Here is a 21,035-nt window from a genome sequence, read left to right as displayed (position 1 = left end):
TACGGTTATTCCGGTCATCCCTTCCTATACTGCGACTTGAGGTCGCACACATATATCCAGACCTTTGTGGCCATTTGGCCCGTGGGCGCTCCGATGGGGGGCGATGGTAATAACGACAGGAGTGACTGGCATGATCCATCACGTCGTGGGGCTGTTTACCCATCCCGACCAGGAATGGCGGGAAATTCGTGGCGATAAAGAAGAAAGCATCGGCCACATGTACCTCACTCACACCTTGATTCTCGCGGCGATCCCCGCCGTATCGGCTTTTATCGGCACCACCCAGGTCGGCTGGGTCATCGGCAACCGCTCCCCGGTCATGCTGACCCAGGAAAGTGCGCTGTGGATGACTCTCATGTCCTACGCGGCCATGCTCGGCGGCGTCGCGGTCATGGGCGCGTTCATCCACTGGATGGCTCGCACCTACGACGCCAACCCCAGCATGGCGCGGTGCGTGGCGTTTGCCACCTATACCGCGACACCTCTGTTCATCGGCGGGCTGGCGGCGCTCTACCCGCATATGTGGCTGGGCATGGTGGTGGGCACTGCGGCGATCTGCTACACGGTGTACCTGCTGTATGTCGGCGTACCGACCTTCATGAGCATCGACCCGGATGAAGGCTTCCTGTTTTCCAGTTCGATACTGGCCGTAGGGCTGGTGGTGCTGGTGGCGATCATGGCGTTTACCGTGATCGTCTGGGGCCTGGGCGTGGGGCCGATCTACACGAACTGACCCGTTCAATGGCAAAGGCAAGGCCACCGCAAGGTGGCTTTGTGCGTGATGGATGACCATTCGGCGCCTGACAGATTCGGAAACACTCGGTTTTGCGGCATACTGGACGTCTCTGGAGATATGTACAGCATGCCCGAGCAACTCAATACCCGCGTCGAAGATTGTTTCCTGCAAGCCGAATCCTTTTTCAAACGAAGCTTCAAACGCCCCCAGGTCAGCCTCAAGCTGCGGGGTCAGAAGGCCGGTGTCGCGCATTTGCACGAGAACCTGCTGCGCTTCAACCCACAGTTGTACCGAGAAAACAGCCAACACTTCCTGAAACAGACCGTGGCCCATGAGGTGGCGCACCTGATTGCCCACCAATTGTTTGGCGAGCGCATCCAGCCCCATGGCGAGGAATGGCAACTGATCATGCGTGGGGTCTACGAACTGCCGCCGGACCGCTGCCACACCTATGCCGTGAAGCGTCGCCAGGTGACCCGTTATATCTACCGGTGCCCGTGTGCCGACAGCGACTTCCCGTTTTCATCGCAACGCCATGGCATGGTGGCTCAGGGGCGGCGGTATCTGTGCAGGCGGTGTCGGCAGACCTTGGTGTTTACCGGCGAAACCAGGGTGGAATAAAGGCCTCATCGGGAGCAAGCCCAGCCACTACATAATCACCTTGGAGCTGCGCAGTTCGCTGATGCGCTGCGGGCTCAAGCCCAGCTCCGCCAACACTTCATCACTGTGCGCGCCCACGGCGACGCCAATGTGCCGGGGCGCTGGCAACCCTTCCGAAAACTTCAACGGGCAGGCCATCTGCGCCTGGCTCGAGCCATCGCCCCTGGGCACCTGGCTGACCAGCACCCGCGCCTTCAACTGCGGATGGGCCACGGCTTCGCTGAGCGTCAGCACCGGCTCCACGCAGGCATCCGCCCCGGCAAACAGCTCGCACAACTGCTCGAAACTGCGCTTCTCGAACTCCACCTGCAAGGCCTGCCTAAGCGCCGGCTGCTGCTCAGGCTTCAAGCCCTGCGCGGCCAACTCCGGGCGGCCCAACGCTTCACACAACTGCTGCATGAAAGCCGGTTCCAGGCTGCCGACCGACATCCAGCGCCCATCTCGCGAGCGGTAGTAATCGTAGAAACTTCCGCCATTGAGCACATGGCTCTCCCGCTCAGGCTCTACACCACACGCCAGGTAACCCGCGCCGGCCATGGCATTCAGGCTGAACGAGCAATCGGTCATGCTCACATCCAGGTATTGGCCGACCCCGCTCTGCTGCCGGGCGATAACGGCCGCCAGCAGCCCCACTACCGCATGCAGCGAACCGCCGCCCACGTCCGCCAACTGCACGCCCAAGGGCAGTGGACCGCTGTCCCGGCGCCCGGTGTAGCTGGCGACCCCGGCCAGCGCCAGGTAGTTGATGTCATGCCCGGCGCGGTCCTTATAGGGCCCGGTCTGGCCGTAACCGGTGATCGACACATAAATCAGCCGCGGGTTGATCGCCTTCAGCGCCTCATAGCCCAGGCCCAGGCGCTCCATCACGCCGGGGCGGAATTGTTCGAGGACAATGTCGTAGTCCTTGACCAGTTCGCGCACGATCTCCAGCCCTTCGGGCTGTTTCAAATCCAGCGCCAGGCTGCGTTTGTTGCGATTGAGGTAGGCATGGCTGGCCGAAGTCCCCCGGTCATGGGGCGGCAGCACCCGCAGCAGGTCCGTGCGCGTGGGAGATTCGATGCGCAGTACCTCGGCGCCCATGTCCGCCAGCATCAAGGAAGCAAACGGGCCGGGCAGCAAGGTGGAAAAATCCAGTACTTTGAGGGACGCCAAGGGACCTGACATGGAGACTCCATTTGGGTTTCGAATTCCCACAGACTAGGCAGCCTGGCGCCTACCGGCAATCGTCAGAACGATCATCGAGGGTGACCGTTTTGATCATGGCGGGCTTTTTCGTGGCAGCGGCTTTATCATTGCCCCACGTTTGCTTGCAGAGTGTTCCATGAAGTTTGCGATTGCAGTGTTTTCCGCCGCCCACGCGCCCTCCTCGCGCCGCGCCCTGCTGTTTGCACAGGCAGCGTTGGCCGGCGGGCATGAGATTGTGCGGCTGTTTTTCTATCAGGACGGCGTCTACGGCGCCTCCAATAACATCGTTGCACCCCAGGATGAGCAGGACATTGCCCGCCAATGGCACGAGTTGGTCAATGCGCATCAACTCGATGGCGTGGTGTGCATCGCTGCCGCCTTGCGTCGTGGCGTGCTGAATGCCGAGGAAGCCACGCGCTATCAACGCAGCGCGACCAACCTGGATGCGCCCTGGGCGTTGTCGGGCCTGGGTCAATTGCACGACGCCGCCCAGGCCGCCGACCGCCTGATCTGTTTTGGAGGGCCGTGACATGTCCAAATCCTTGCTAGTGATCAGCCGCCAGGCGCCCTGGTCCGGGCCGAGCGCGCGCGAAGCGCTGGATATCGTGCTGGCCGGGGGCGCGTTTGATCTGCCGATCGGCGTGCTGTTCATGGATGACGGCGTGTTCCAACTGGCGCCGCACCAGGACGCCAAGGCCGTGCAGCAAAAAGACCTCAGCGCCAACCTGCAGGCCTTGGGCCTGTTCGGCATTGATGAGGTATTCGCCTGCCGCCATAGCCTGGGTGAGCGCGGGCTGACGCAGCCGGCCAATGCCCAGTCGCTGGACAGCGAAGCGATCTCCAGGCTGATTGACCGTTACGACCAGGTGATAACCCTCTGATGTCGACTTTACATGTGGTATCTCACTCTCCTTTTACCGATAGCCGCCTCGCCAGTTGCCTGCGTATCTGTGGCGCCGAGGATGCGATCCTGCTCTGCGGCGATGGCGCCTACGGGCTGCACGACCCGGCCCTGCGCACCAAGGGCGTGAAGGTGTTCGTGCTGGCGGAAGACATGCAGGCGCGCAATCTGCCGCTGCCGGACTGGGCCGACAGCGTGGACTACCCGGGTTTCGTGCAGCTGTCGCTCGACTACAGCAAGGTCAACACCTGGCTATGAACACCCTGACCGTAGGCGCGCGTACCCTCGAGCTGGACAAGGACGGCTACCTCGTCGACCTGAACGAATGGTCCCCTGAGGTGGCCGAGGCCCTGGCTGCCGCCGAGGCCCTGGAGCTGACCCCGGACCATTGGCAGGTCCTCGAGCTGCTGCGCCAGTTCTATGCCGAATTCCAGCTGTCCCCCGCCACGCGCCCGCTGATCAAGTACACCGCCTTGAAGCTGGGCCCGCAAAAGGGCAACAGCCTGCACCTCAACACACTGTTCAACGGCACTCCCGCCAAACTCGCCGCCAAGCTGGCGGGCCTGCCCCGGCCGACGAATTGCTTATGACCGACTTTGCCCCACTGACCCTTGAAACCCCCGCCGAGCATCCGTTTGCGCAGTTCGTGCGCATCCTGGGCAAAGGCAAGCGCGGCGCGCGCAACCTCACCCGCGAAGAGGCCCGCGACGCCATGGGCATGCTGCTCGACGAAAAAGTCGAAGACACCCAGCTCGGCGCCTTCCTGATGCTGCTGCGCCACAAGGAAGAAAGCCCGGAAGAACTCGCCGGTTTTACCCAAGCCGTGCGTGAACGCCTGGACGCCCCCGCACTGAATGTGGACGTCGACTGGCCGACCTACGCCGGCAAGAAGCGCCACCTGCCGTGGTTCCTGCTGGCGGCCAAGTGCCTGGCGCAACATGGCGTGCGCATCCTCATGCACGGCGGCGGCGCACACACGGCGGGCCGGCTGTACACCGAACAATTGCTCGAAACCCTGCACATCCCGTTGTGCCGCAATTGGCAACAGGTCGGGACCGCGCTCGAACAAGGCAACCTGGCGTTTATCCCGCTGGGCGACTGGGCGCCGCAACTGCAACGCATGATCGACCTGCGCAACACCCTGGGCCTGCGCTCGCCGATCCACTCCCTGGCGCGCCTGCTCAACCCGCTGAATGCGCGCTGCGGGCTGCAAAGCATTTTCCACCCCGGTTACCAGGGCGTGCACCGCGATGCCAGCGGCCTGCTTGGCGATCATGTGATCGTGGTCAAGGGCGACGGCGGCGAAGTCGAGATCAACCCCGACACGATCAGCCACCTCTATGGCACCACCGGTGGCGAAAGCTGGGATGAAGAATGGCCTGCCCTCTCCGACCAGCGCCACGTCAAGCCGGCAACCCTGGAGCCTGAACACTTGAAGGCCGTGTGGCGCGGCGACGTAGAAGACAGCTACCCGCAACTGGCGCTGGTCGCCACCATGGCCCTGGCCTTGCGCGGCCTCGGCCACCCACGGGAACAGGCGTTCGCATTGGCCCGGCAATACTGGGATGCACGGGACAAATCGATTTAATCGATCATTCACGCCCGGTCTTTGCGCTTTTAGTTCGAACTCATCCCTTTAGACTGGGCTCCAACGCTTATTAGCCAAGGAGCCAGTCATGGGTTTGCTGATCGAAGGACACTGGAAAGACCAGTGGTACGAAAGTAGCGCAGATGGCGCTTTCCAGCGCGAACAGGCCCAGCGCCGCCACTGGGTGACCGCCGATGGCCAGCCTGGGCCCAGCGGCGAAGGCGGCTTCAAGGCCGAGGCCGGTCGTTATCACCTCTATGTGTCCCTGGCCTGCCCCTGGGCCCACCGCACCCTGATCCTGCGCAAGCTCAAGGGCCTGGAAAGCGTGATCGACGTGTCCGTGGTCAGCTGGCTGATGCTGGAAAACGGCTGGACCTTCGACAAGGCCCACGGCTCCACCGGCGATAAGCTCGATGGTTTCGAATTCATGCACCAGCGCTATACCGCCGACACCGCCGACTACACCGGCCGCGTCACCGTGCCGGTGCTGTGGGACAAGCAGCTCAACCGCATCGTCAGCAATGAATCGGCGGAGATCATCCGCATGTTCAACAGCGCGTTCAACGGCCTGACCGGCAACACCCTGGACTTCTACCCCGAGCCGCTGCGGGCGACCATCGATGGGCTCAACGAGCAGATCTACCCGGCCGTGAATAATGGCGTGTATCGCGCAGGCTTTGCCACCTCACAACGCGCGTATGAAAGCGCGTTTGACGATGTATTTGCCGAACTGGATCACCTGGAGCAGCACTTGGGCGACCATCGCTACCTCGCTGGCAAGTACCTGACCGAGGCGGATGTGCGCTTGTTCACCACGCTGATTCGTTTTGACGCGGTGTATTACAGCCACTTCAAATGCAATCTGCGGCGGATTGCCGATTATCCGAACCTGTCAAACTGGCTGAGGGAGATGTATCAGTGGCCGGGCGTGGCCGAGACGGTGGATTTCGCACACATCAAGGGGCATTACTATGGGAGCCACCGCACGATCAACCCGACGGCGATTGTGCCGAAGGGGCCGTTGCAGGCGTTTGATGCCGGGCATGATCGAGCGCGGCTAACCAGCAAGGGCGTTTGGAGCTGATACAAGACCCGTAGGAGCGAGCTTGCTCGCGAAGAACTCAAAAACACCGCGTGCATTCAGGATGGGCGCGTTATCGTTGACGATTTTCGCGAGCAAGCTCACTCCTACAGTTGATGTGTGTGCAGGTACTAGACTTGTGACTGGGCGCCTTCAAACCACTTCAGCTTCTCGCGCAGCACCACCACCTCACCGACGATCACCAGCGTCGGCGCATGCACTTCATGCTCCGCCACCATGCGCGGCAAGTCCGCCAGGGTGCCGGTAAACACGCGCTGGTTGGACGTGGTGCCCTGCTGGATCAACGCCGCCGGGGTATCCGCGGCACGCCCATGCTTGATCAGTTGCTCACAGATGATCGGCAAGCCAATCAAGCCCATGTAGAACACCAAGGTCTGTGACGGCCCCACCAGGTCACTCCAAGGCAGGTCCGACGTCCCATTCTTCAAGTGCCCTGTGATAAAGCGTACCGACTGCGCATAGTCGCGATGGGTCAGCGGAATCCCGGCGTACGCCGCGCAACCACTGGCGGCGGTAATCCCCGGCACCACCTGGAACGGGATGCCATGAGCCGCCAGTTCCTCGATTTCTTCACCGCCACGACCAAAGATGAACGGATCGCCCCCCTTGAGGCGCAGCACGCGCTTGCCTTGCCTGGCCAGGTCCACCAGTTGCTGGTTGATCTGGTCTTGCGGCACGGCGTGGTCGGCGCGGCGCTTGCCGACGTAGATGCGCTCGGCATCACGACGGCACAGCTCCAGAATGGCCGGTGCCACCAAACGGTCGTACAGCACCACGTCGGCCTGTTGCATCAGGCGCAGGGCACGGAAGGTCAGCAGGTCCGGGTCGCCCGGGCCTGCCCCTACCAAATACACCTCTCCCGGCGCATAAGGCGGTGCGCCGTTGACCTTTTCGATCAACAGACGCTCAGCCTCATCGCCCTGCCCGGCCAACTGACGGTCGGCAATCGGCCCTTGGAACACTTCTTCCCAGAACGCCCGACGCTGCTGCACATCCGGGTACAAACCTTTGACCTGGGCACGAAAGCGCGCCGCCAGCCCGGCCAACTGGCCGTAGGTGGACGGAATCCAGGTTTCCAGCTTGGCGCGGATCAAGCGCGCCAGCACCGGCGCATCGCCGCCGCTGGACACCGCGATCACCAAGGGCGAACGGTCGACAATCGCCGGGAAGATCACGCTGCACAAGGCCGGCGCGTCCACCACATTGACCGGTACGCAACGACGCTTGGCGTCACTGGACACTTGCGCGTTCAGTGGCTCGTCGTCGGTCGCCGCGATAATCAGGGTGCAGCCTTCCAGGTCGGCCTCCTGATAACCGCGCAGAATCATTTCCCCGCCACTGCCCTGCACCAACTCGCGCAACTGGTCTTCGATCTGGGGAGCAACCACCCGCAGCACGGCGCCGGCGTCAGCCAGCAGGCGGGATTTGCGCAAGGCAATCTCCCCCCCACCGACGACCAGCACACGACTGCCGCGCAGGTTATGAAACAGCGGCAGGAATTCCATTTAGCGGATAACCTCGACGCCCGCCATGTATGGCTTGAGCACTTCAGGTACGCGGATCGAGCCATCAGCCTGCTGGTAGTTTTCCAGTACGGCCACCAGGGTACGACCTACAGCCAGGCCCGAACCGTTGAGGGTGTGCACCAACTCCGGCTTGCCGGTTTCCGGGTTACGGAAACGCGCCTGCATGCGCCGGGCCTGGAAATCACCGCAGTTGGAGCACGATGAAATCTCGCGGTATTTGTCCTGGCTGGGTACCCACACTTCGAGGTCGTAGGTCTTCACGGCGCTGAAGCCCATGTCGCCGGTGCACAGCGCCAGCACGCGGTACGGCAGCTCCAGCAGCTGCAGGACGCGTTCGGCGTTGGCGGTCAGGCCTTCCAGGGCTTCCATGGAGGTCGACGGCTCGACCACTTGCACCATCTCGACCTTGTCGAACTGGTGCTGGCGGATCATGCCGCGGGTGTCACGCCCCGACGCACCGGCTTCACTGCGGAAGCACGGGCTGTGGGCGACGAACTTGAGCGGCAGTTGCTTGGCATCGAGGATCTCGCCCGCAACGATATTGGTCAGCGACACTTCGGCGGTCGGGATCAGGTACAGATCGGCTTCGCCATCGCGGCTGATCTTGAACAGGTCTTCCTCGAACTTCGGCAGCTGGCTGGTGCCCATCAGCGCCGGCGCCTGCACCAGGTACGGGGTGTAAGCCTCTTCGTAACCGTGCTCGCCGGTGTGCAGATTGATCATGAACTGCGCCAGGGCACGGTGCATGCGTGCGATCGGGCCGCGCAGCAGGGCAAAGCGCGCACCGGACATTTTGGCGGCGGTTTCGAAATCCAGGCCACCGGTCAATTCGCCCAGGGCGACGTGGTCCTTGATCTCGAAATCAAAGGCCGTTGGCGTGCCCCAGCGACGCACTTCGACGTTGCCGTCTTCGTCGTCGCCAATCGGCACGGACTCGTGCGGCAGGTTGGGAATGCCCAGCAGGATCGAGTCCAGCTCGGACTGAATGCCTTCCAGCTCGACCTTGCCGTCGGACAGCTCGGTGCCCATGCGCTCGACGTCCGCCATCAACGGCGCGATGTCTTCGCCACGTTGCTTGGCCTGACCGATGGATTTGGAACGCGCATTCCGCTCAGCCTGCAGTGCTTCGGTGCGGGTCTGGACGGTCTTGCGCTGTTCTTCCAGCGCTTCGATGCGCGCAACATCCAAGGCAAAGCCACGGGATGCCAGGCGGTCCGCTACGTCCTGAAGGTTGCTACGTAACAGTTTGGAATCGAGCATGTCGGTCTCTCGTTTATCAAAGTTTGGTCAAGGACAGGCCGGCCCAGGTGGCGAGCAGCCCGCCGAACACGCTGATGCCCAGGTACCCGAAGGCGACCAGGGCCTGCCCGCTTTCCAGCAGGCGCAGCGTATCCAGTGAAAAGGATGAAAAGGTCGTCAGACCGCCTACAAAGCCGACAATCAAGCCGGCGCGAATTTCAATCGGTACTTCCGGGCGCAACAGGAACCAGCCGTACAACAACCCGATGATCAGGCAACCCACCAGGTTGACCGCCAGGGTCGCCGCATAAAAATGCTTCGGCCAATGGGCGCTCACCCACGTACCAGTGGCGAAACGCAATAATGTACCAGCGATGCCGGCTGCGGACACGGCAAGAATCGTCTTGAACACTACTTTCTCCGCTGTTTGGGGCTGAGGCGGTCGAGTTGGGCGAGGTGATTGAGCTTTTCACCGATCTTCAGCTCCAGGCCACGGGGCACCGGCTGGTAGAACGGCTGCGGCTCAAGTTCATCGGGGAAATAGTCTTCGCCGGCGGCATAGGCGTCCGGCTCATCATGGGCATAGCGGTACTCATCACCGTAGCCCAGTTGTTTCATCAACTTGGTCGGCGCATTGCGCAGGTGCAGCGGCACTTCGAGGGAGCCGTGTTCGGCGGCGGCACGCAGGGCGGACTTGAAGCCCATGTACACCGCGTTGCTTTTCGGCGCGCAGGCCAGGTACGTGATGGCCTGGGCCACCGCCAGCTCGCCTTCCGGGCTGCCGAGGCGCTCCTGCACTTCCCAGGCGGCCAGGCACAGGCTCAGGGCGCGCGGGTCGGCGTTGCCGATGTCTTCACTGGCCATGCGCACCACGCGGCGCGCCAGGTACAGCGGGTCGCAGCCGCCGTCGATCATGCGCGCAAACCAATACAGCGCGCCGTCCGGATTGGAGCCACGCACGGACTTGTGCAGCGCCGAAATCTGGTCGTAGAAGGCTTCGCCGCCCTTGTCGAAACGCCGACGCGTATCGCCGAGCAGGCTTTGCAGCAGGTCGACGCCAATCTCGCTGCCGTCTTCGGCCAGGTCGGAGGCGTTCTCCAGCAGGTTGAGAAAGCGCCGGCCATCACCATCGGCGGCGCTTAGCAGGATCTTGAAGCCTTCATCGCTGAGGCTCAGTTGGCGCTTGCCCAGGCCCTTGTCTTCGCTCAGGGCGCGGTGCAACAGCTTTTGCATCGCGGCTTCGTCCAGGCTTTTAAGCACATAGACCCGCGCACGCGAGAGCAACGCATTGTTCAATTCAAACGAAGGGTTTTCGGTGGTGGCACCGATAAAAATCAGCGTGCCATCCTCGACGTAGGGCAAAAACGCATCCTGCTGAGACTTGTTGAAGCGATGCACTTCGTCGACAAACAGGATGGTGCGCTTGCCGTACTGCCCGGCCTGCTGCTTGGCCACCTCGACGGCCTGGCGGATCTCCTTGACCCCGGCCAGCACGGCCGAGACCGTTTCGAAGTGCGCATCCGAGACTTTTGCCAGCAGCCGCGCCAGGGTGGTCTTACCCACCCCCGGCGGCCCCCAGAAAATCATCGAGTGCAGCGCACCCTGCTCCAGTGCTTCGCGCAACGGCTTGCCGCGAGCGAGCAGGTGTTCCTGACCGACGTACTCATCCAGGTTGGTCGAGCGCAGGCGCGCGGCCAAAGGCTGGGCAATCGGGTCACTTCGAAACAGATCCATGGGCAGCGTTTGAAACCTCTGGGCAGTTTATTCCTGGATCACGTCGGCACCCTTGGGGATGTCGAACTTGAACTTGGACGCCGGTACCGGCTGGTTGGCCTTGACCCCGGAGAACAGGATGTCGGTGCGCTGGCCGACGCTGTCGACCAGGCGCATGTTATTGATCACGCCGTTGCCGAACGACAGGGACAGCGTGTCAAACAACGTGTCCTTGGATTTCGGCTTGAGGGTGAACTCGATCACGTTGCTGGTCTGCTTGGAGGTGATGTCGAAGCTGTCGTTGATTTTCGACACATCGCCCGACAGCAGCAGCGCCGGCGTCTGGTTCAGGCGCGGGTCGAGCTTCTTGATGGTGGCCTGCTCCAAGTCCGGGTCCCACAGGGTGACTTTCTGGCCGTCCGAGACGATGGTCTGCTCGGCCTTGCCTTCGGTGTGCCAGTAGAACAGCCCAGGGCGCTGCACGGCCATCTCGCCGGCGGTTTCCTGCAACTGGGTGCCGCCGGCATCCAGGGTGAGCTGGGAGAAGCGCGCGGTCAGGGTCTGGGATTTGTCCAACAGGTTTTTCAGGCTGGCGACGGAGGCCGGGTCAGCGTGGGCCGAAACGGCGGTCAGGGCCAGTGCCGGCAACAACAGCATGCGGATAAGACGCATGGGAGTCCTCATTGAGTCGTAAGGGCGCGCCGCGTGCTGCCACGCGGCACGGAATCAGTCGCGCATCTGCCCGGGGGCGATGACTTCGCGCGAGCCGTTGGTGTTCATTGCAGTGACGACGCCAGCGTTTTCCATGGCTTCGATCATGCGCGCAGCGCGGTTATAGCCGATCTTCAGCTTGCGCTGCACCGCAGAAATCGAGGCGCGGCGGCTTTCCAGCACGAAGGCCACGGCTTCGTCATACAGCGCGTCGGTTTCGGCATCGTCGTCGCCACCGCTGCTGCCGCCGTCGAAGCCGCTGCCGGCCTCTTCGACACCGGCAAGGATGTCGTCGTTGTATTCGGGGGCGCCACGCAGCTTCCAGGCTTCCACCACGCGGTGCACTTCATCGTCGGAGACGAAGGCGCCGTGGACCCGTATCGGCAGGCTGGTACCCGGCGGCATATAGAGCATGTCACCGTGGCCCAGCAGTTGCTCGGCACCGCCCTGGTCGATGATGGTCCGTGAGTCGATCTTGCTCGACACCTGGAACGCCATGCGGGTCGGGATGTTGGCCTTGATCAGGCCGGTGATCACGTCCACCGACGGACGCTGGGTGGCAAGGATCAAGTGAATACCGGCCGCCCGCGCCTTCTGGGCTATACGGGCGATCAGTTCTTCGACCTTCTTGCCGACGATCATCATCATGTCGGCGAACTCGTCGACCACCACCACGATGGTCGGCAGCTTGCCCAGCAGCGGAGCCTCGTCGTGGATACTTTCGCGCTTGTACAGCGGGTCGGTCAGCGGCGTGCCGGCGTCCTGGGCTTCCTTGACCTTGGCGTTGAAGCCCGACAGGTTACGTACGCCCATCTTCGCCATCAGTTTGTAGCGCCGCTCCATCTCGGCCACGCTCCAGCGCAGGGCGTTGGCGGCGTCCTTCATGTCGGTGACCACCGGGCAGAGCAGGTGCGGAATGCCTTCGTAGATCGACAGCTCGAGCATCTTCGGGTCGATCATGATCAGCTTGGCGTCTTCCGGGCCGGACTTGAACAGGATCGACAGGATCATCGCGTTCACGCCCACCGATTTACCCGAACCGGTGGTACCGGCCACCAGCAGGTGAGGCATTTTGGCGAGGTCGGTGATCACCGGCTTGCCGCCAATGTCGTGGCCCAGGGCCAGGGTGACCGGCGACTTGAAGTTGTCGTATTCGGGCGTCGACAGCACTTCGGAGAAGCGCACGATCTGGCGATCTTCGTTGGGAATCTCGATACCCACGGTGGTCTTGCCGGGGATCACTTCCACCACGCGCACGCTGGTCACGGCCAGGGAGCGCGCCAGGTCTTTGGCCAGGTTGGAAATGCGACTGACCTTGACGCCGGCAGCCGGCTGGATTTCGTAACGGGTAATCACCGGGCCGGGGTGGATCGAGTCCACCGACACCTCGACGCCGAACTCCTTGAGCTTGATTTCCAGCAGATGGCCGACGGCCGCCAGGGACTCAGGAGAATAGTTGAGCTGTTTCTTTTCGGCCGGGTCGAGGATCGAGATCGGCGGCAAGGTGCCTTCCACGGCGCTGTCGACAAACAACGGCGCCTGTTTCTCTTTCTGCACGCGGTGGCTGGGCTCGGCCGGCTTGGGCGGCGCCGGGGCGATCACCGGCGGTACCTGCTTCTCGCGGTCCGACATGTGCTTGCTCAGGGCCTGCTCGCGTTCGATCAGGCGTTCCTTGACCTTGGCCTGCTCACGGCGGTCCGGTGTGCTTGGGGCCACCACTTCGTTGACGCGGGTATCCACCTCGCGCAACTGGGCCACCATGCGCTTGCGTTCGACCCGGGCGGCCCACCAGCGGTTGGCAGCGCCCTGGAACAGCTCCAGCAGGTCGAGGGTGATCTTGCCCGTCACGTCCATCACCTTGAACCACGACAGGTCGGTGAACACCGTGAGACCGAACAGGAACAGCGCGATAAACATCAGGGTGCTGCCCTGGATATTCAGGGTCTTGCGCGCCAGGTCGCCGAGGCTCTCGCCCAGCGCCCCACCCGCGCCCGCCGGCAGGCCGGTGGGTGCGTGGAAATGAATATGCGCCAGGGCGGCACCGGACAGCACCAGGAATACCAGGCCGATCAGGCGCCACGAAAACAGCCAGCCGCTCCACTGCCACGGCTCATGACGCTGGCGGAAGATCTGCCAGGTCTTGATTGCCAGCAGCAAGGGGAAAATGTAAGCGAAGTAACCCAGCACCATGAACAGGATATCGGCGCTGTAGGAACCGGCAGGCCCACCGAAGTTCTGCACGTCTTCGATCTTGCTGTTATGGCTCCAGCCCGGATCGTCCTTGCCATAGGTGAGCAAGGCCATCATCAGGAACAGGCACAGCGCGCCGATAGCGATCAGCGCGCCTTCCTTGAGTCGATAGTGCAGGTGCTGGCGCCAGGCCGGCACGACGGCTGCTTTAGGTGTTGCGGCGGATTTCTTCAAAACGGGTCTTTTCCTGCGCCTGTTAGCGCGTCCATCTGTTGAATAACTGCAAATACTGCCCAATCCGAGCAGCTGAAAAATGAACGAACGTCGTGGAATCTACTTTTAACACTGGGCGATTGCTGGATGAAATGGCGATAACGCCACAATGGCCGCATTGTACGGGTTTGTGTTGCGGTTGCCACGCCACTTGGCTTTCTTCAGGCAGCATAGCCAATTGTGTGTCACAACATGTTCAATTTGAGCATGCATTGTCTTTGCTGACAAAGGCTTATGAGCTGTTTTTACCAATCCAGGCAAGCTTGGCAAATGGCCTGCATGGGCCAGACCCGATTACGACCACGCCTCACGCAGAGAGTTGCAGAAACACCCGCTCACGCTTATGCACGCCAACAGCCGATTCGGGCTGGCCCCACAGCGCTGCGTCGACAATAATCACACCCCTTGGGGCAGGCGATCCGCCTGCCACTCCCCTCCCCTTCCGCAAGCCTGGATGCCATGCTGACCTGGTTACAACGCGACTCACTGACATTCCCCCCGCTGGCCAAGGCCATGCGCGAACCCAATGGCCTGCTCGCCGCCGGCGGCGACCTATCGGCCGAGCGACTGGTGCAAGCCTACCGCCACGGTTGCTTTCCCTGGTTCTCGGAGGGCCAGCCGATCCTCTGGTGGTCGCCGGACCCGCGCACCGTGATATTCCCCGACGAACTGCATGTCTCCCGCAGCCTGGGCAAACTATTGCGCCAGCAGCGCTATACCGTGACCTTCGACCAGGACTTTGCCGCCGTCATCCAGGCGTGCGCCGCGCCGCGCGCGTATGCCGATGGCACCTGGATCACCGAAGGCATACAGAGCGCCTACCTGACGCTCCACCAGCGCGGTTACGCCCATTCGGTAGAGGTATGGGACAACGGCGAGCTGGTCGGCGGCCTGTATGGCCTGGCGATGGGCCGGCTGTTCTTCGGCGAGTCGATGTTCAGCCGCGCCGACAACGCCTCGAAATTCGGCTTTGCCACATTGACCCGGCAATTGCAGGCCTGGGGCTTTGTACTGATCGACTGCCAGATGCCCAACGACCACCTGCACAGCCTGGGTGCCCGCGCCATATCCCGCAGCGACTTTGCAGGTTTCCTGCGTGACCATCTGGACCAACCCAACGCAGGACCGTGGGTTTCTTAGGCGACTTGCGCGCTCCTGGCTTACACTTATTTCAAAGCTTATCCGAGGGTTGATCATGACCGAGTTGGCGCGTTTGAAGTTTTATGCCACTCAACCCCACTCTTGCAGCTATCTGCCCGACGAGCAGGCCACCACGCTGTTCCTCGACCCCAGCCAGCCGATGGATGTGCACGTGTATGCCGATCTCTCGGAAATGGGGTTTCGGCGCAGCGGCGATCATCTGTACCGGCCCCACTGCCAGAACTGCAATGCCTGCGTGCCGGCACGCATCCCTGTGGCGCAGTTTCTGCCGGACCGCAATCAGAAGCGCATCCTCAAGCGCAATGCCGACCTGACGGTGGCAGCTGCCAAGCCGCGATTCACCGAAGAGTATTTCGACCTGTACCAGCGCTATATCGAGCAGCGCCACGCCGACGGCGATATGTTCCCACCCAGCCGCGACCAGTTTTCCACCTTCCTGGTGCGTGACCTGCCGTTCTCGCGCTTTTACGAATTTCGCGCGGACGGCCGGCTGGTGGCCGTCGCCGTGACCGATTTGCTGCCTAACGGCCTGTCAGCGGTCTACACCTTCTACGAGCCGGCCGAAGAGCGGCGCAGCCTCGGGCGTTTCGCGATCCTCTGGCAAATCGGTGAAGCACTGCGCCTGGAACTCGAGGCGGTGTACCTCGGATACTGGATCAAGAACTGCAAAAAGATGAACTACAAGACCCAATATCGCCCCATAGAACTGCTGATTAATCAAAGATGGGTCACGCTTAACTAGAACCCCTTGGCTTAAACACCCTTTTTCGGGCACAATGCACGCCGCTTTTGCCTGGCGCAGTTGCACCGGGCCATTCACTGGATACCGAGGGCTTTACTGCATGTCGAAAGAAGACAGCTTCGAAATGGAAGGCACTGTCGTCGACACCCTGCCCAACACCATGTTTCGTGTGGAGTTGGAAAATGGGCACGTCGTAACCGCGCATATCTCCGGCAAGATGCGCAAGAACTACATTCGTATTCTTACCGGTGACAAAGTGCGCGTCGAGCTGACGCCCTATGACTTGAGCAAAGGGCGTATCACTTACCGCGCTCGCTAAGCAAGTCAATACAAGACGCCCGGTTATGCCGGGCGTTTTTGTGTGCATGGGATTTCTCAAACACCGAGGAATCCTGTGGGAGGGGGGCAAGCCCCATTCTGAGAATTGCATTTCAAGACAGCAAAAAGGCGCCTTTCGGCGCCTTTTGCGTTATTGCAGAACGATCAGGCCATTTCAGCCGTGGTTTCGAACTCGAAGGTCAGCTCGCCATCCTTCAGGTCGATATGCACCACGCCACCATGGTCGGAAAGCTCGCCAAACAGGATCTCTTCGGCCAACGGCCGCTTGATCTTGTCCTGGATCAGGCGCGCCATCGGGCGAGCGCCCATTGCCGCGTCGTAGCCACCTTCGGCGATCCAGCTGCGTGCCGCTTCCGTGACATCCAGTTGCACGCGCTTGTCTTCCAACTGCGCCTGAAGCTCGGTAAGGAACTTGTCCACCACACTCTTGATGACCTCATGGCTGAGGCGACCAAACTGGATAATGGTGTCCAGGCGGTTGCGGAACTCCGGCGTGAAGCTCTTCTTGATCACTTCCATCGCATCGGACGAGTGATCCTGGTGGGTAAAGCCGATCGAAGCCCGCGCGGCCGTCTCGGCACCGGCGTTGGTGGTCATGATCAGGATGACATTGCGGAAGTCCGCCTTGCGCCCGTTGTTGTCGGTCAGGGTCCCGTGGTCCATCACCTGCAGCAGCAGGTTGAAGACTTCCGGGTGGGCCTTCTCGATTTCATCGAGCAGCAGTACGCAATGGGGCTGCTTGGTAATCGCCTCGGTCAACAGGCCGCCCTGGTCGAAACCGACATAGCCCGGAGGCGCACCGATCAGGCGCGACACGGTGTGACGCTCCATGTATTCGGACATGTCGAAGCGCACCAGCTCGATCCCCATGGCCTTGGCCAATTGCCGTGCCGCCTCGGTCTTGCCGACACCGGTAGGACCGGCAAACAGGAACGAACCGACAGGCTTGTCCGGCGACTTGAGGCCCGCACGCGACAGCTTGATCGCAGTGGACAGCGCGTCGATCGCTGCGTCCTGGCCGAACACGGTGAGCTTGAGGTCGCGCTCCAGGTTACGCAGCAGCTCCTTGTCGGAACTGTTGACGTGTTTTGGCGGAATTCGCGCGATCTTCGCGACAATGTCCTCGACCTGAGGCACGTCGATGCGCTTCACACGCTTCTCGACCGGCTGCAGGCGCTGGTAGGCCCCGGCCTCGTCGATCACATCGATGGCCTTGTCCGGCATGTGCCGGTCATTGATGTAGCGCGACGCCAACTCGGCCGCCGCACGCAGCGCCTCATCGGTGTACTCGATGCCGTGGTGCGCTTCAAAACGCCCCTTGAGCCCGCGCAGGATGCCGATGGTGTCTTCGACCGACGGCTCGGACACGTCGACTTTCTGGAAGCGACGCGCCAGGGCACGGTCTTTCTCGAAGATGCCGCGGAATTCCTGGAAGGTGGTCGAACCGATGCAGCGGATATCACCCGACGACAACAACGGCTTGAGCAGGTTGGAAGCGTCCATCACCCCACCGGATGCCGCACCGGCACCAATGATGGTGTGGATCTCGTCTATGAACAGGATCGCCTGCGGGCGTTTTTTCAGCTCGCCGAGCAGCGCCTTGAAGCGCTTCTCGAAATCGCCACGGTACTTGGTCCCGGCGAGCAACGCACCCAGGTCAAGGGAGTAGACGACACTGTTGGCCAGTAGGTCCGGCACCTGGTTGTCGACGATGCGCTTGGCCAGGCCTTCGGCAATCGCGGTCTTGCCCACGCCCGCCTCACCCACCAGCAACGGGTTGTTCTTGCGACGGCGCGCCAGGATCTGCGCTACGCGCTCAACCTCAAGCTCACGCCCCACCAGCGGATCGATCCGCCCCTGGCGCGCCAGCTCGTTGAGGTTACTGGCATAGGCATCCAGCGGGTTGCTTGAAGAAGAAGACTCACCGCCCTCGTCGTCCTGCATATCCTGCTCACCCTCGGAATGATCGCCGTGCCCAGGCACCTTGGAGATACCGTGGGCGATGTAGTTGACGACATCGATACGGGCAACGCTCTGCTGCTTGAGCAGGAACACTGCCTGGCTTTCCTGTTCGCTGAAGATCGCCACAAGCACATTGGCGCCTGTGACTTCACGCTTACCGGAGCTCTGTACGTGGAAAACAGCACGCTGCAATACCCGCTGGAAGCCCAGGGTTGGCTGGGTCTCACGGTCCTCGTCATGCACGGGGATCAGTGGCGTGGTGGAGTCGATAAACTCCTGCAGGTCATGCTTGAGCTTGTCGAGATTGGCGCCGCACGCACGCAGAACCGTGGCGGCAGCTTCATTATCCAAAAGTGCCAGCAGCAGGTGTTCGACGGTCATGAATTCATGACGCTTCGAACGAGCCTCCTTGAAGGCAAGATTGAGGGTGACTTCGAGCTCGCGGTTTAACATAGCTTCACCTCATACCCAAGTGGTCGGCGTTAACCGTCCTTCTCGATTTCACAGAGTAGCGGATGCTGGCTTTCCCTGGCGTACTGGTTGACCTGCATGGCCTTTGTCTCGGCGATGTCACGGGTAAACACTCCACATACTGCCCGTCCTTCTGTGTGAACGGCCAGCATTACCTTGGTCGCCAACTCGCGGTTCAGGTTAAAAAACACCTCGAGCACTTCGACCACGAAATCCATCGGTGTGTAGTCATCGTTGAACAAAACCACCTTGTACATCGGCGGCGCCTGTAAAGCAGGCTTGGCCTCCTGAACAGCAATGCCTGCAGAACCGTCGTCATCGTGTTCGTGATCCGGTCGATCCTGATTGAATGTTAGTCGAATCTGGCTGATTGCATGCATGGAAAGAAAGGTTCGTCAGTGGTTCAAATACAGTGGTGGGGGCGACCTGTCAGAATTTCAACTCTGACCGTTCAGTCGCCTTGACTATCGGCAAATCGGTGTTACAACCAATAGAACCCACAGTGGGTAAAAAAGGTCCGCGCAGTCAACCTTATTTATTCGGGTTAGGACGGATAAACTGGATGATACTCCAGTGATGGAGTCTGGTGCAGAGGGATATGGGTATGTCTGGCGTCAAGATCAGTGGCAAGGTCAAGTGGTTCAACAATGCCAAGGGATATGGCTTTGTTAATGAAGAAGGTAAAACCGAGGACCTTTTTGCGCACTACTCAGCGATTATCATGGATGGGTACAAAACGCTGAAGGCTGGCCAAGCTGTGAGCTTTGAAATCATTCAAGGACCGAAAGGGCTGCACGCCGTGAATATCGATGCAGTGAAAGAGGCAGCGAAAGCCGAAACGCATGAAAAAAACACGCCATCAACCGCTCATAAAGAAAAGAAACAAACGGCCTGACACCCCGCGAAGCGAGTGACATGCGATAAAAAACCGGCCACCCGATCGACTTGGGTTGGCCGGTTTTTTTACCAGGCTTTTACATATGCGAAATCAACGCATCCCCAAAGCCCGACGACGACACCAGCTTCGCGCCATCCATCAGGCGCTCGAAGTCATAGGTCACGGTCTTGGCCGAAATAGCGCCGTTGGTGCCCTTGATGATCAGGTCGGCCGCTTCGGTCCAGCCCATATGACGCAGCATCATTTCCGCCGACAGGATCAACGAGCCCGGGTTGACCTGGTCCTTGCCCGCATACTTGGGCGCAGTACCGTGGGTCGCCTCGAACATGGCCACGGTGTCGGACAGGTTGGCACCCGGCGCAATCCCGATACCGCCCACCTCTGCCGCCAGGGCGTCGGACAGGTAGTCGCCGTTCAGGTTGAGGGTCGCGATCACGTCATACTCGGCCGGACGCAACAGGATCTGCTGGAGCATGGCATCGGCGATGGCATCCTTGACCACTACATTCTTGCCGGTCTTCGGGTTCTTGAACTGCATCCACGGGCCGCCATCCAGCAGGGTCGCACCGAACTCTTCAGCCGCCACTTCGTAGGCCCATTCCTTGAAGGCGCCTTCGGTGAACTTCATGATGTTGCCCTTGTGCACGATGGTCAGCGAGTCGCGATCGTTATCCACTACATATTGCAGGGCCTTGCGCGCCAGGCGCTTGGTGCCTTCCAGCGATACCGGCTTGATCCCAATGCCGCAATCCTGGTCGAAACGAATCTTGGTGACGCCCATTTCCTCCTTGAGGAACTTGATGACCTTGGTCGCTTCCGGCGAGCCGGCCTTCCACTCGATCCCGGCGTAAATGTCTTCGGAGTTTTCGCGGAAGATGGTCATGTCCACGTCGCCAGGTTTCTTGACCGGGCTGGGCACACCTTCGAACCAGCGCACCGGGCGCAGGCAGACGTAGAGGTCGAGTTGCTGACGCAGGGCCACGTTCAGCGAACGAATGCCGCCGCCTACCGGAGTGGTCAGCGGGCCCTTGATGGACACCACGTAGTCCTTGACCGCATCCAGGGTTTCCTGGGGCAGCCAGGTGTCCTGGTCGTAGACCTGGGTCGCTTTCTCGCCAGCGTACACCTCCATCCACGAGATCTTGCGCTTGCCGCCGTAGGCCTTTTCAACAGCTGCGTCGACCACCTTGATCATCACCGGGCTGATATCGACGCCAATACCGTCACCTTCGATATACGGGATGATCGGTTGGTCAGGAACATTGAGAGAATGGTCTGCATTGACGGTGATTTTGTCGCCGACTGCCGGAACCTGAATCTTCTTGTATCCCATGCTGAACTCCATCTATGGATTGAACATCTGGCTGCGTTCGAGCCTACTCCAGATAAATGGCGACTGAAACCTCGCGCCATGCTCATTTGCATCGAAAACAGCATAAATTGTCGCCTACAAGCCTGAAAGCAAAGGGAAAAGCGCCAATCTTGAGCACTTCGTGCGACTTTAGGCGTAACCCGGTACCTGCGACCTTTAGACCAATGGACGACACACCTTTTGTATGAAGGCTCGGCGTAAGCATAGCGACCTATGTATAATGCCGCCGCTGACCAAAGAGTCACGATGGCAGACCGCTCTGGAAC

At 61.0% G+C, this 21,035-nt stretch carries 22 protein-coding genes; 12 read left to right on the top strand and 10 right to left on the bottom strand.

Going from position 1 to position 21,035, the window contains the following annotated elements; genetic code table 11:
• Positions 1-130 precede the first annotated feature (130 nt).
• Positions 131-733, top strand: coding sequence for a Yip1 family protein (locus AC07OP_RS11710; protein ID WP_027606356.1), 603 nt, complete (start codon positions 131-133; stop codon positions 731-733).
• Positions 734-862: 129 nt separating this feature from the next.
• Positions 863-1,357: a SprT family zinc-dependent metalloprotease gene (locus tag AC07OP_RS11705; protein ID WP_027606355.1), complete on the top strand. Its 495-nt coding sequence runs from the start codon at positions 863-865 to the stop codon at positions 1,355-1,357.
• 27 nt (positions 1,358-1,384) lie between these two features.
• On the opposite strand, the gene AC07OP_RS11700 is transcribed toward AC07OP_RS11705, so the two are convergent.
• On the bottom strand, positions 1,385-2,560 hold the full coding sequence (locus AC07OP_RS11700) for a CaiB/BaiF CoA transferase family protein (protein ID WP_495102832.1): 1,176 nt from the start codon (positions 2,558-2,560) through the stop codon (positions 1,385-1,387).
• 157 nt (positions 2,561-2,717) lie between these two features.
• On the opposite strand from AC07OP_RS11700, the gene tusD reads away from it, so the two are divergent.
• From tusD to AC07OP_RS11670, 6 genes are all read left to right on the top strand, one after another.
• A complete protein-coding gene (tusD, locus tag AC07OP_RS11695) occupies positions 2,718-3,110 on the top strand; it encodes a sulfurtransferase complex subunit TusD (RefSeq protein WP_495102831.1) in 393 nt (130 codons plus the stop codon).
• A 1-nt stretch (position 3,111) separates the two neighbouring features.
• The gene (gene tusC / locus AC07OP_RS11690) at positions 3,112-3,462 is read left to right on the top strand and encodes a sulfurtransferase complex subunit TusC (protein ID WP_027606352.1); all 351 of its coding nucleotides are present in this window, start codon (positions 3,112-3,114) and stop codon (positions 3,460-3,462) included.
• Positions 3,462-3,740 carry a sulfurtransferase complex subunit TusB gene (gene tusB / locus AC07OP_RS11685; RefSeq protein WP_065940060.1) on the top strand — a complete coding sequence of 93 codons (279 nt, stop codon included), beginning with the start codon at positions 3,462-3,464 and terminating at the stop codon, positions 3,738-3,740. The genes tusC and tusB overlap by 1 nt, the downstream gene beginning before the upstream one ends.
• A complete protein-coding gene (locus tag AC07OP_RS11680) occupies positions 3,737-4,072 on the top strand; it encodes a TusE/DsrC/DsvC family sulfur relay protein (RefSeq protein ID WP_065940061.1) in 336 nt (111 codons plus the stop codon). Before tusB ends, AC07OP_RS11680 begins: the two co-directional genes overlap by 4 nt.
• Entirely contained in the window at positions 4,069-5,070 is a 1,002-nt protein-coding gene (locus AC07OP_RS11675) for a glycosyl transferase family protein (RefSeq protein WP_495102830.1), read from the top strand. Before AC07OP_RS11680 ends, AC07OP_RS11675 begins: the two co-directional genes overlap by 4 nt.
• 88 nt (positions 5,071-5,158) lie before the next feature.
• Positions 5,159-6,154, top strand: coding sequence for a glutathione S-transferase family protein (locus AC07OP_RS11670; protein ID WP_495102829.1), 996 nt, complete (start codon positions 5,159-5,161; stop codon positions 6,152-6,154).
• 128 nt (positions 6,155-6,282) lie between these two features.
• On the opposite strand, the gene cysG is transcribed toward AC07OP_RS11670, so the two are convergent.
• The 6 genes from cysG to AC07OP_RS11640 are packed head-to-tail and all read right to left on the bottom strand — an operon-like array spanning position 6,283 to position 13,785.
• Complete coding sequence (gene cysG / locus AC07OP_RS11665) at positions 6,283-7,677, bottom strand: siroheme synthase CysG (RefSeq protein ID WP_074847172.1); 1,395 nt, start codon at positions 7,675-7,677, stop codon at positions 6,283-6,285.
• Complete coding sequence (gene serS, locus AC07OP_RS11660) at positions 7,678-8,958, bottom strand: serine--tRNA ligase (protein ID WP_495102828.1); 1,281 nt, start codon at positions 8,956-8,958, stop codon at positions 7,678-7,680. It lies immediately after the preceding gene.
• 16 nt (positions 8,959-8,974) lie between these two features.
• Positions 8,975-9,349, bottom strand: coding sequence for a fluoride efflux transporter CrcB (crcB, locus tag AC07OP_RS11655; protein WP_065948349.1), 375 nt, complete (start codon positions 9,347-9,349; stop codon positions 8,975-8,977).
• A complete protein-coding gene (locus AC07OP_RS11650; RefSeq protein ID WP_027606344.1) occupies positions 9,349-10,671 on the bottom strand; it encodes a replication-associated recombination protein A in 1,323 nt (440 codons plus the stop codon). The genes crcB and AC07OP_RS11650 overlap by 1 nt, the downstream gene beginning before the upstream one ends.
• A gap of 27 nt (positions 10,672-10,698) precedes the next feature.
• Complete coding sequence (gene lolA, locus AC07OP_RS11645) at positions 10,699-11,322, bottom strand: outer membrane lipoprotein periplasmic chaperone LolA (protein WP_016975527.1); 624 nt, start codon at positions 11,320-11,322, stop codon at positions 10,699-10,701.
• Positions 11,323-11,376: 54 nt separating this feature from the next.
• The gene (locus tag AC07OP_RS11640; RefSeq protein WP_027606342.1) at positions 11,377-13,785 is read right to left on the bottom strand and encodes a DNA translocase FtsK; all 2,409 of its coding nucleotides are present in this window, start codon (positions 13,783-13,785) and stop codon (positions 11,377-11,379) included.
• Between the two features lie 498 nt (positions 13,786-14,283).
• Between AC07OP_RS11640 and aat the strand changes: the two genes are divergently transcribed.
• The 3 genes from aat (at position 14,284) to infA (ending at position 16,046) form a co-directional block, all read left to right on the top strand.
• Positions 14,284-14,964 (top strand): leucyl/phenylalanyl-tRNA--protein transferase, encoded by a 681-nt coding sequence (gene aat, locus AC07OP_RS11635; RefSeq protein WP_115488818.1) that lies wholly within the window; start codon positions 14,284-14,286, stop codon positions 14,962-14,964.
• Positions 14,965-15,019: 55 nt separating this feature from the next.
• Entirely contained in the window at positions 15,020-15,727 is a 708-nt protein-coding gene (locus AC07OP_RS11630) for an arginyltransferase (RefSeq protein ID WP_027606340.1), read from the top strand.
• Positions 15,728-15,827: 100 nt separating this feature from the next.
• On the top strand, positions 15,828-16,046 hold the full coding sequence (gene infA, locus AC07OP_RS11625; RefSeq protein WP_002553999.1) for a translation initiation factor IF-1: 219 nt from the start codon (positions 15,828-15,830) through the stop codon (positions 16,044-16,046).
• Positions 16,047-16,210: 164 nt separating this feature from the next.
• On the opposite strand, the gene clpA is transcribed toward infA, so the two are convergent.
• A complete protein-coding gene (clpA, locus tag AC07OP_RS11620) occupies positions 16,211-18,481 on the bottom strand; it encodes an ATP-dependent Clp protease ATP-binding subunit ClpA (protein ID WP_027606339.1) in 2,271 nt (756 codons plus the stop codon).
• Between the two features lie 29 nt (positions 18,482-18,510).
• On the bottom strand, positions 18,511-18,879 hold the full coding sequence (gene clpS / locus AC07OP_RS11615) for an ATP-dependent Clp protease adapter ClpS (RefSeq protein ID WP_010567912.1): 369 nt from the start codon (positions 18,877-18,879) through the stop codon (positions 18,511-18,513).
• Positions 18,880-19,103: 224 nt separating this feature from the next.
• Here clpS and cspD point away from each other — a divergent pair, with 224 nt between their 5' ends.
• Complete coding sequence (gene cspD, locus AC07OP_RS11610) at positions 19,104-19,394, top strand: cold shock domain-containing protein CspD (protein WP_495102827.1); 291 nt, start codon at positions 19,104-19,106, stop codon at positions 19,392-19,394.
• A 79-nt stretch (positions 19,395-19,473) separates the two neighbouring features.
• On the opposite strand, the gene icd is transcribed toward cspD, so the two are convergent.
• Positions 19,474-20,730: an NADP-dependent isocitrate dehydrogenase gene (gene icd / locus AC07OP_RS11605; RefSeq protein ID WP_027606337.1), complete on the bottom strand. Its 1,257-nt coding sequence runs from the start codon at positions 20,728-20,730 to the stop codon at positions 19,474-19,476.
• Positions 20,731-21,035 lie beyond the last annotated feature (305 nt).

Source organism: Pseudomonas sp. GW821-FHT09D08 (genome assembly GCF_059416305.1).
Note: the sequence above shows the minus strand (reverse complement) of the source record. Positions and strands in the feature narration are given on the sequence as shown.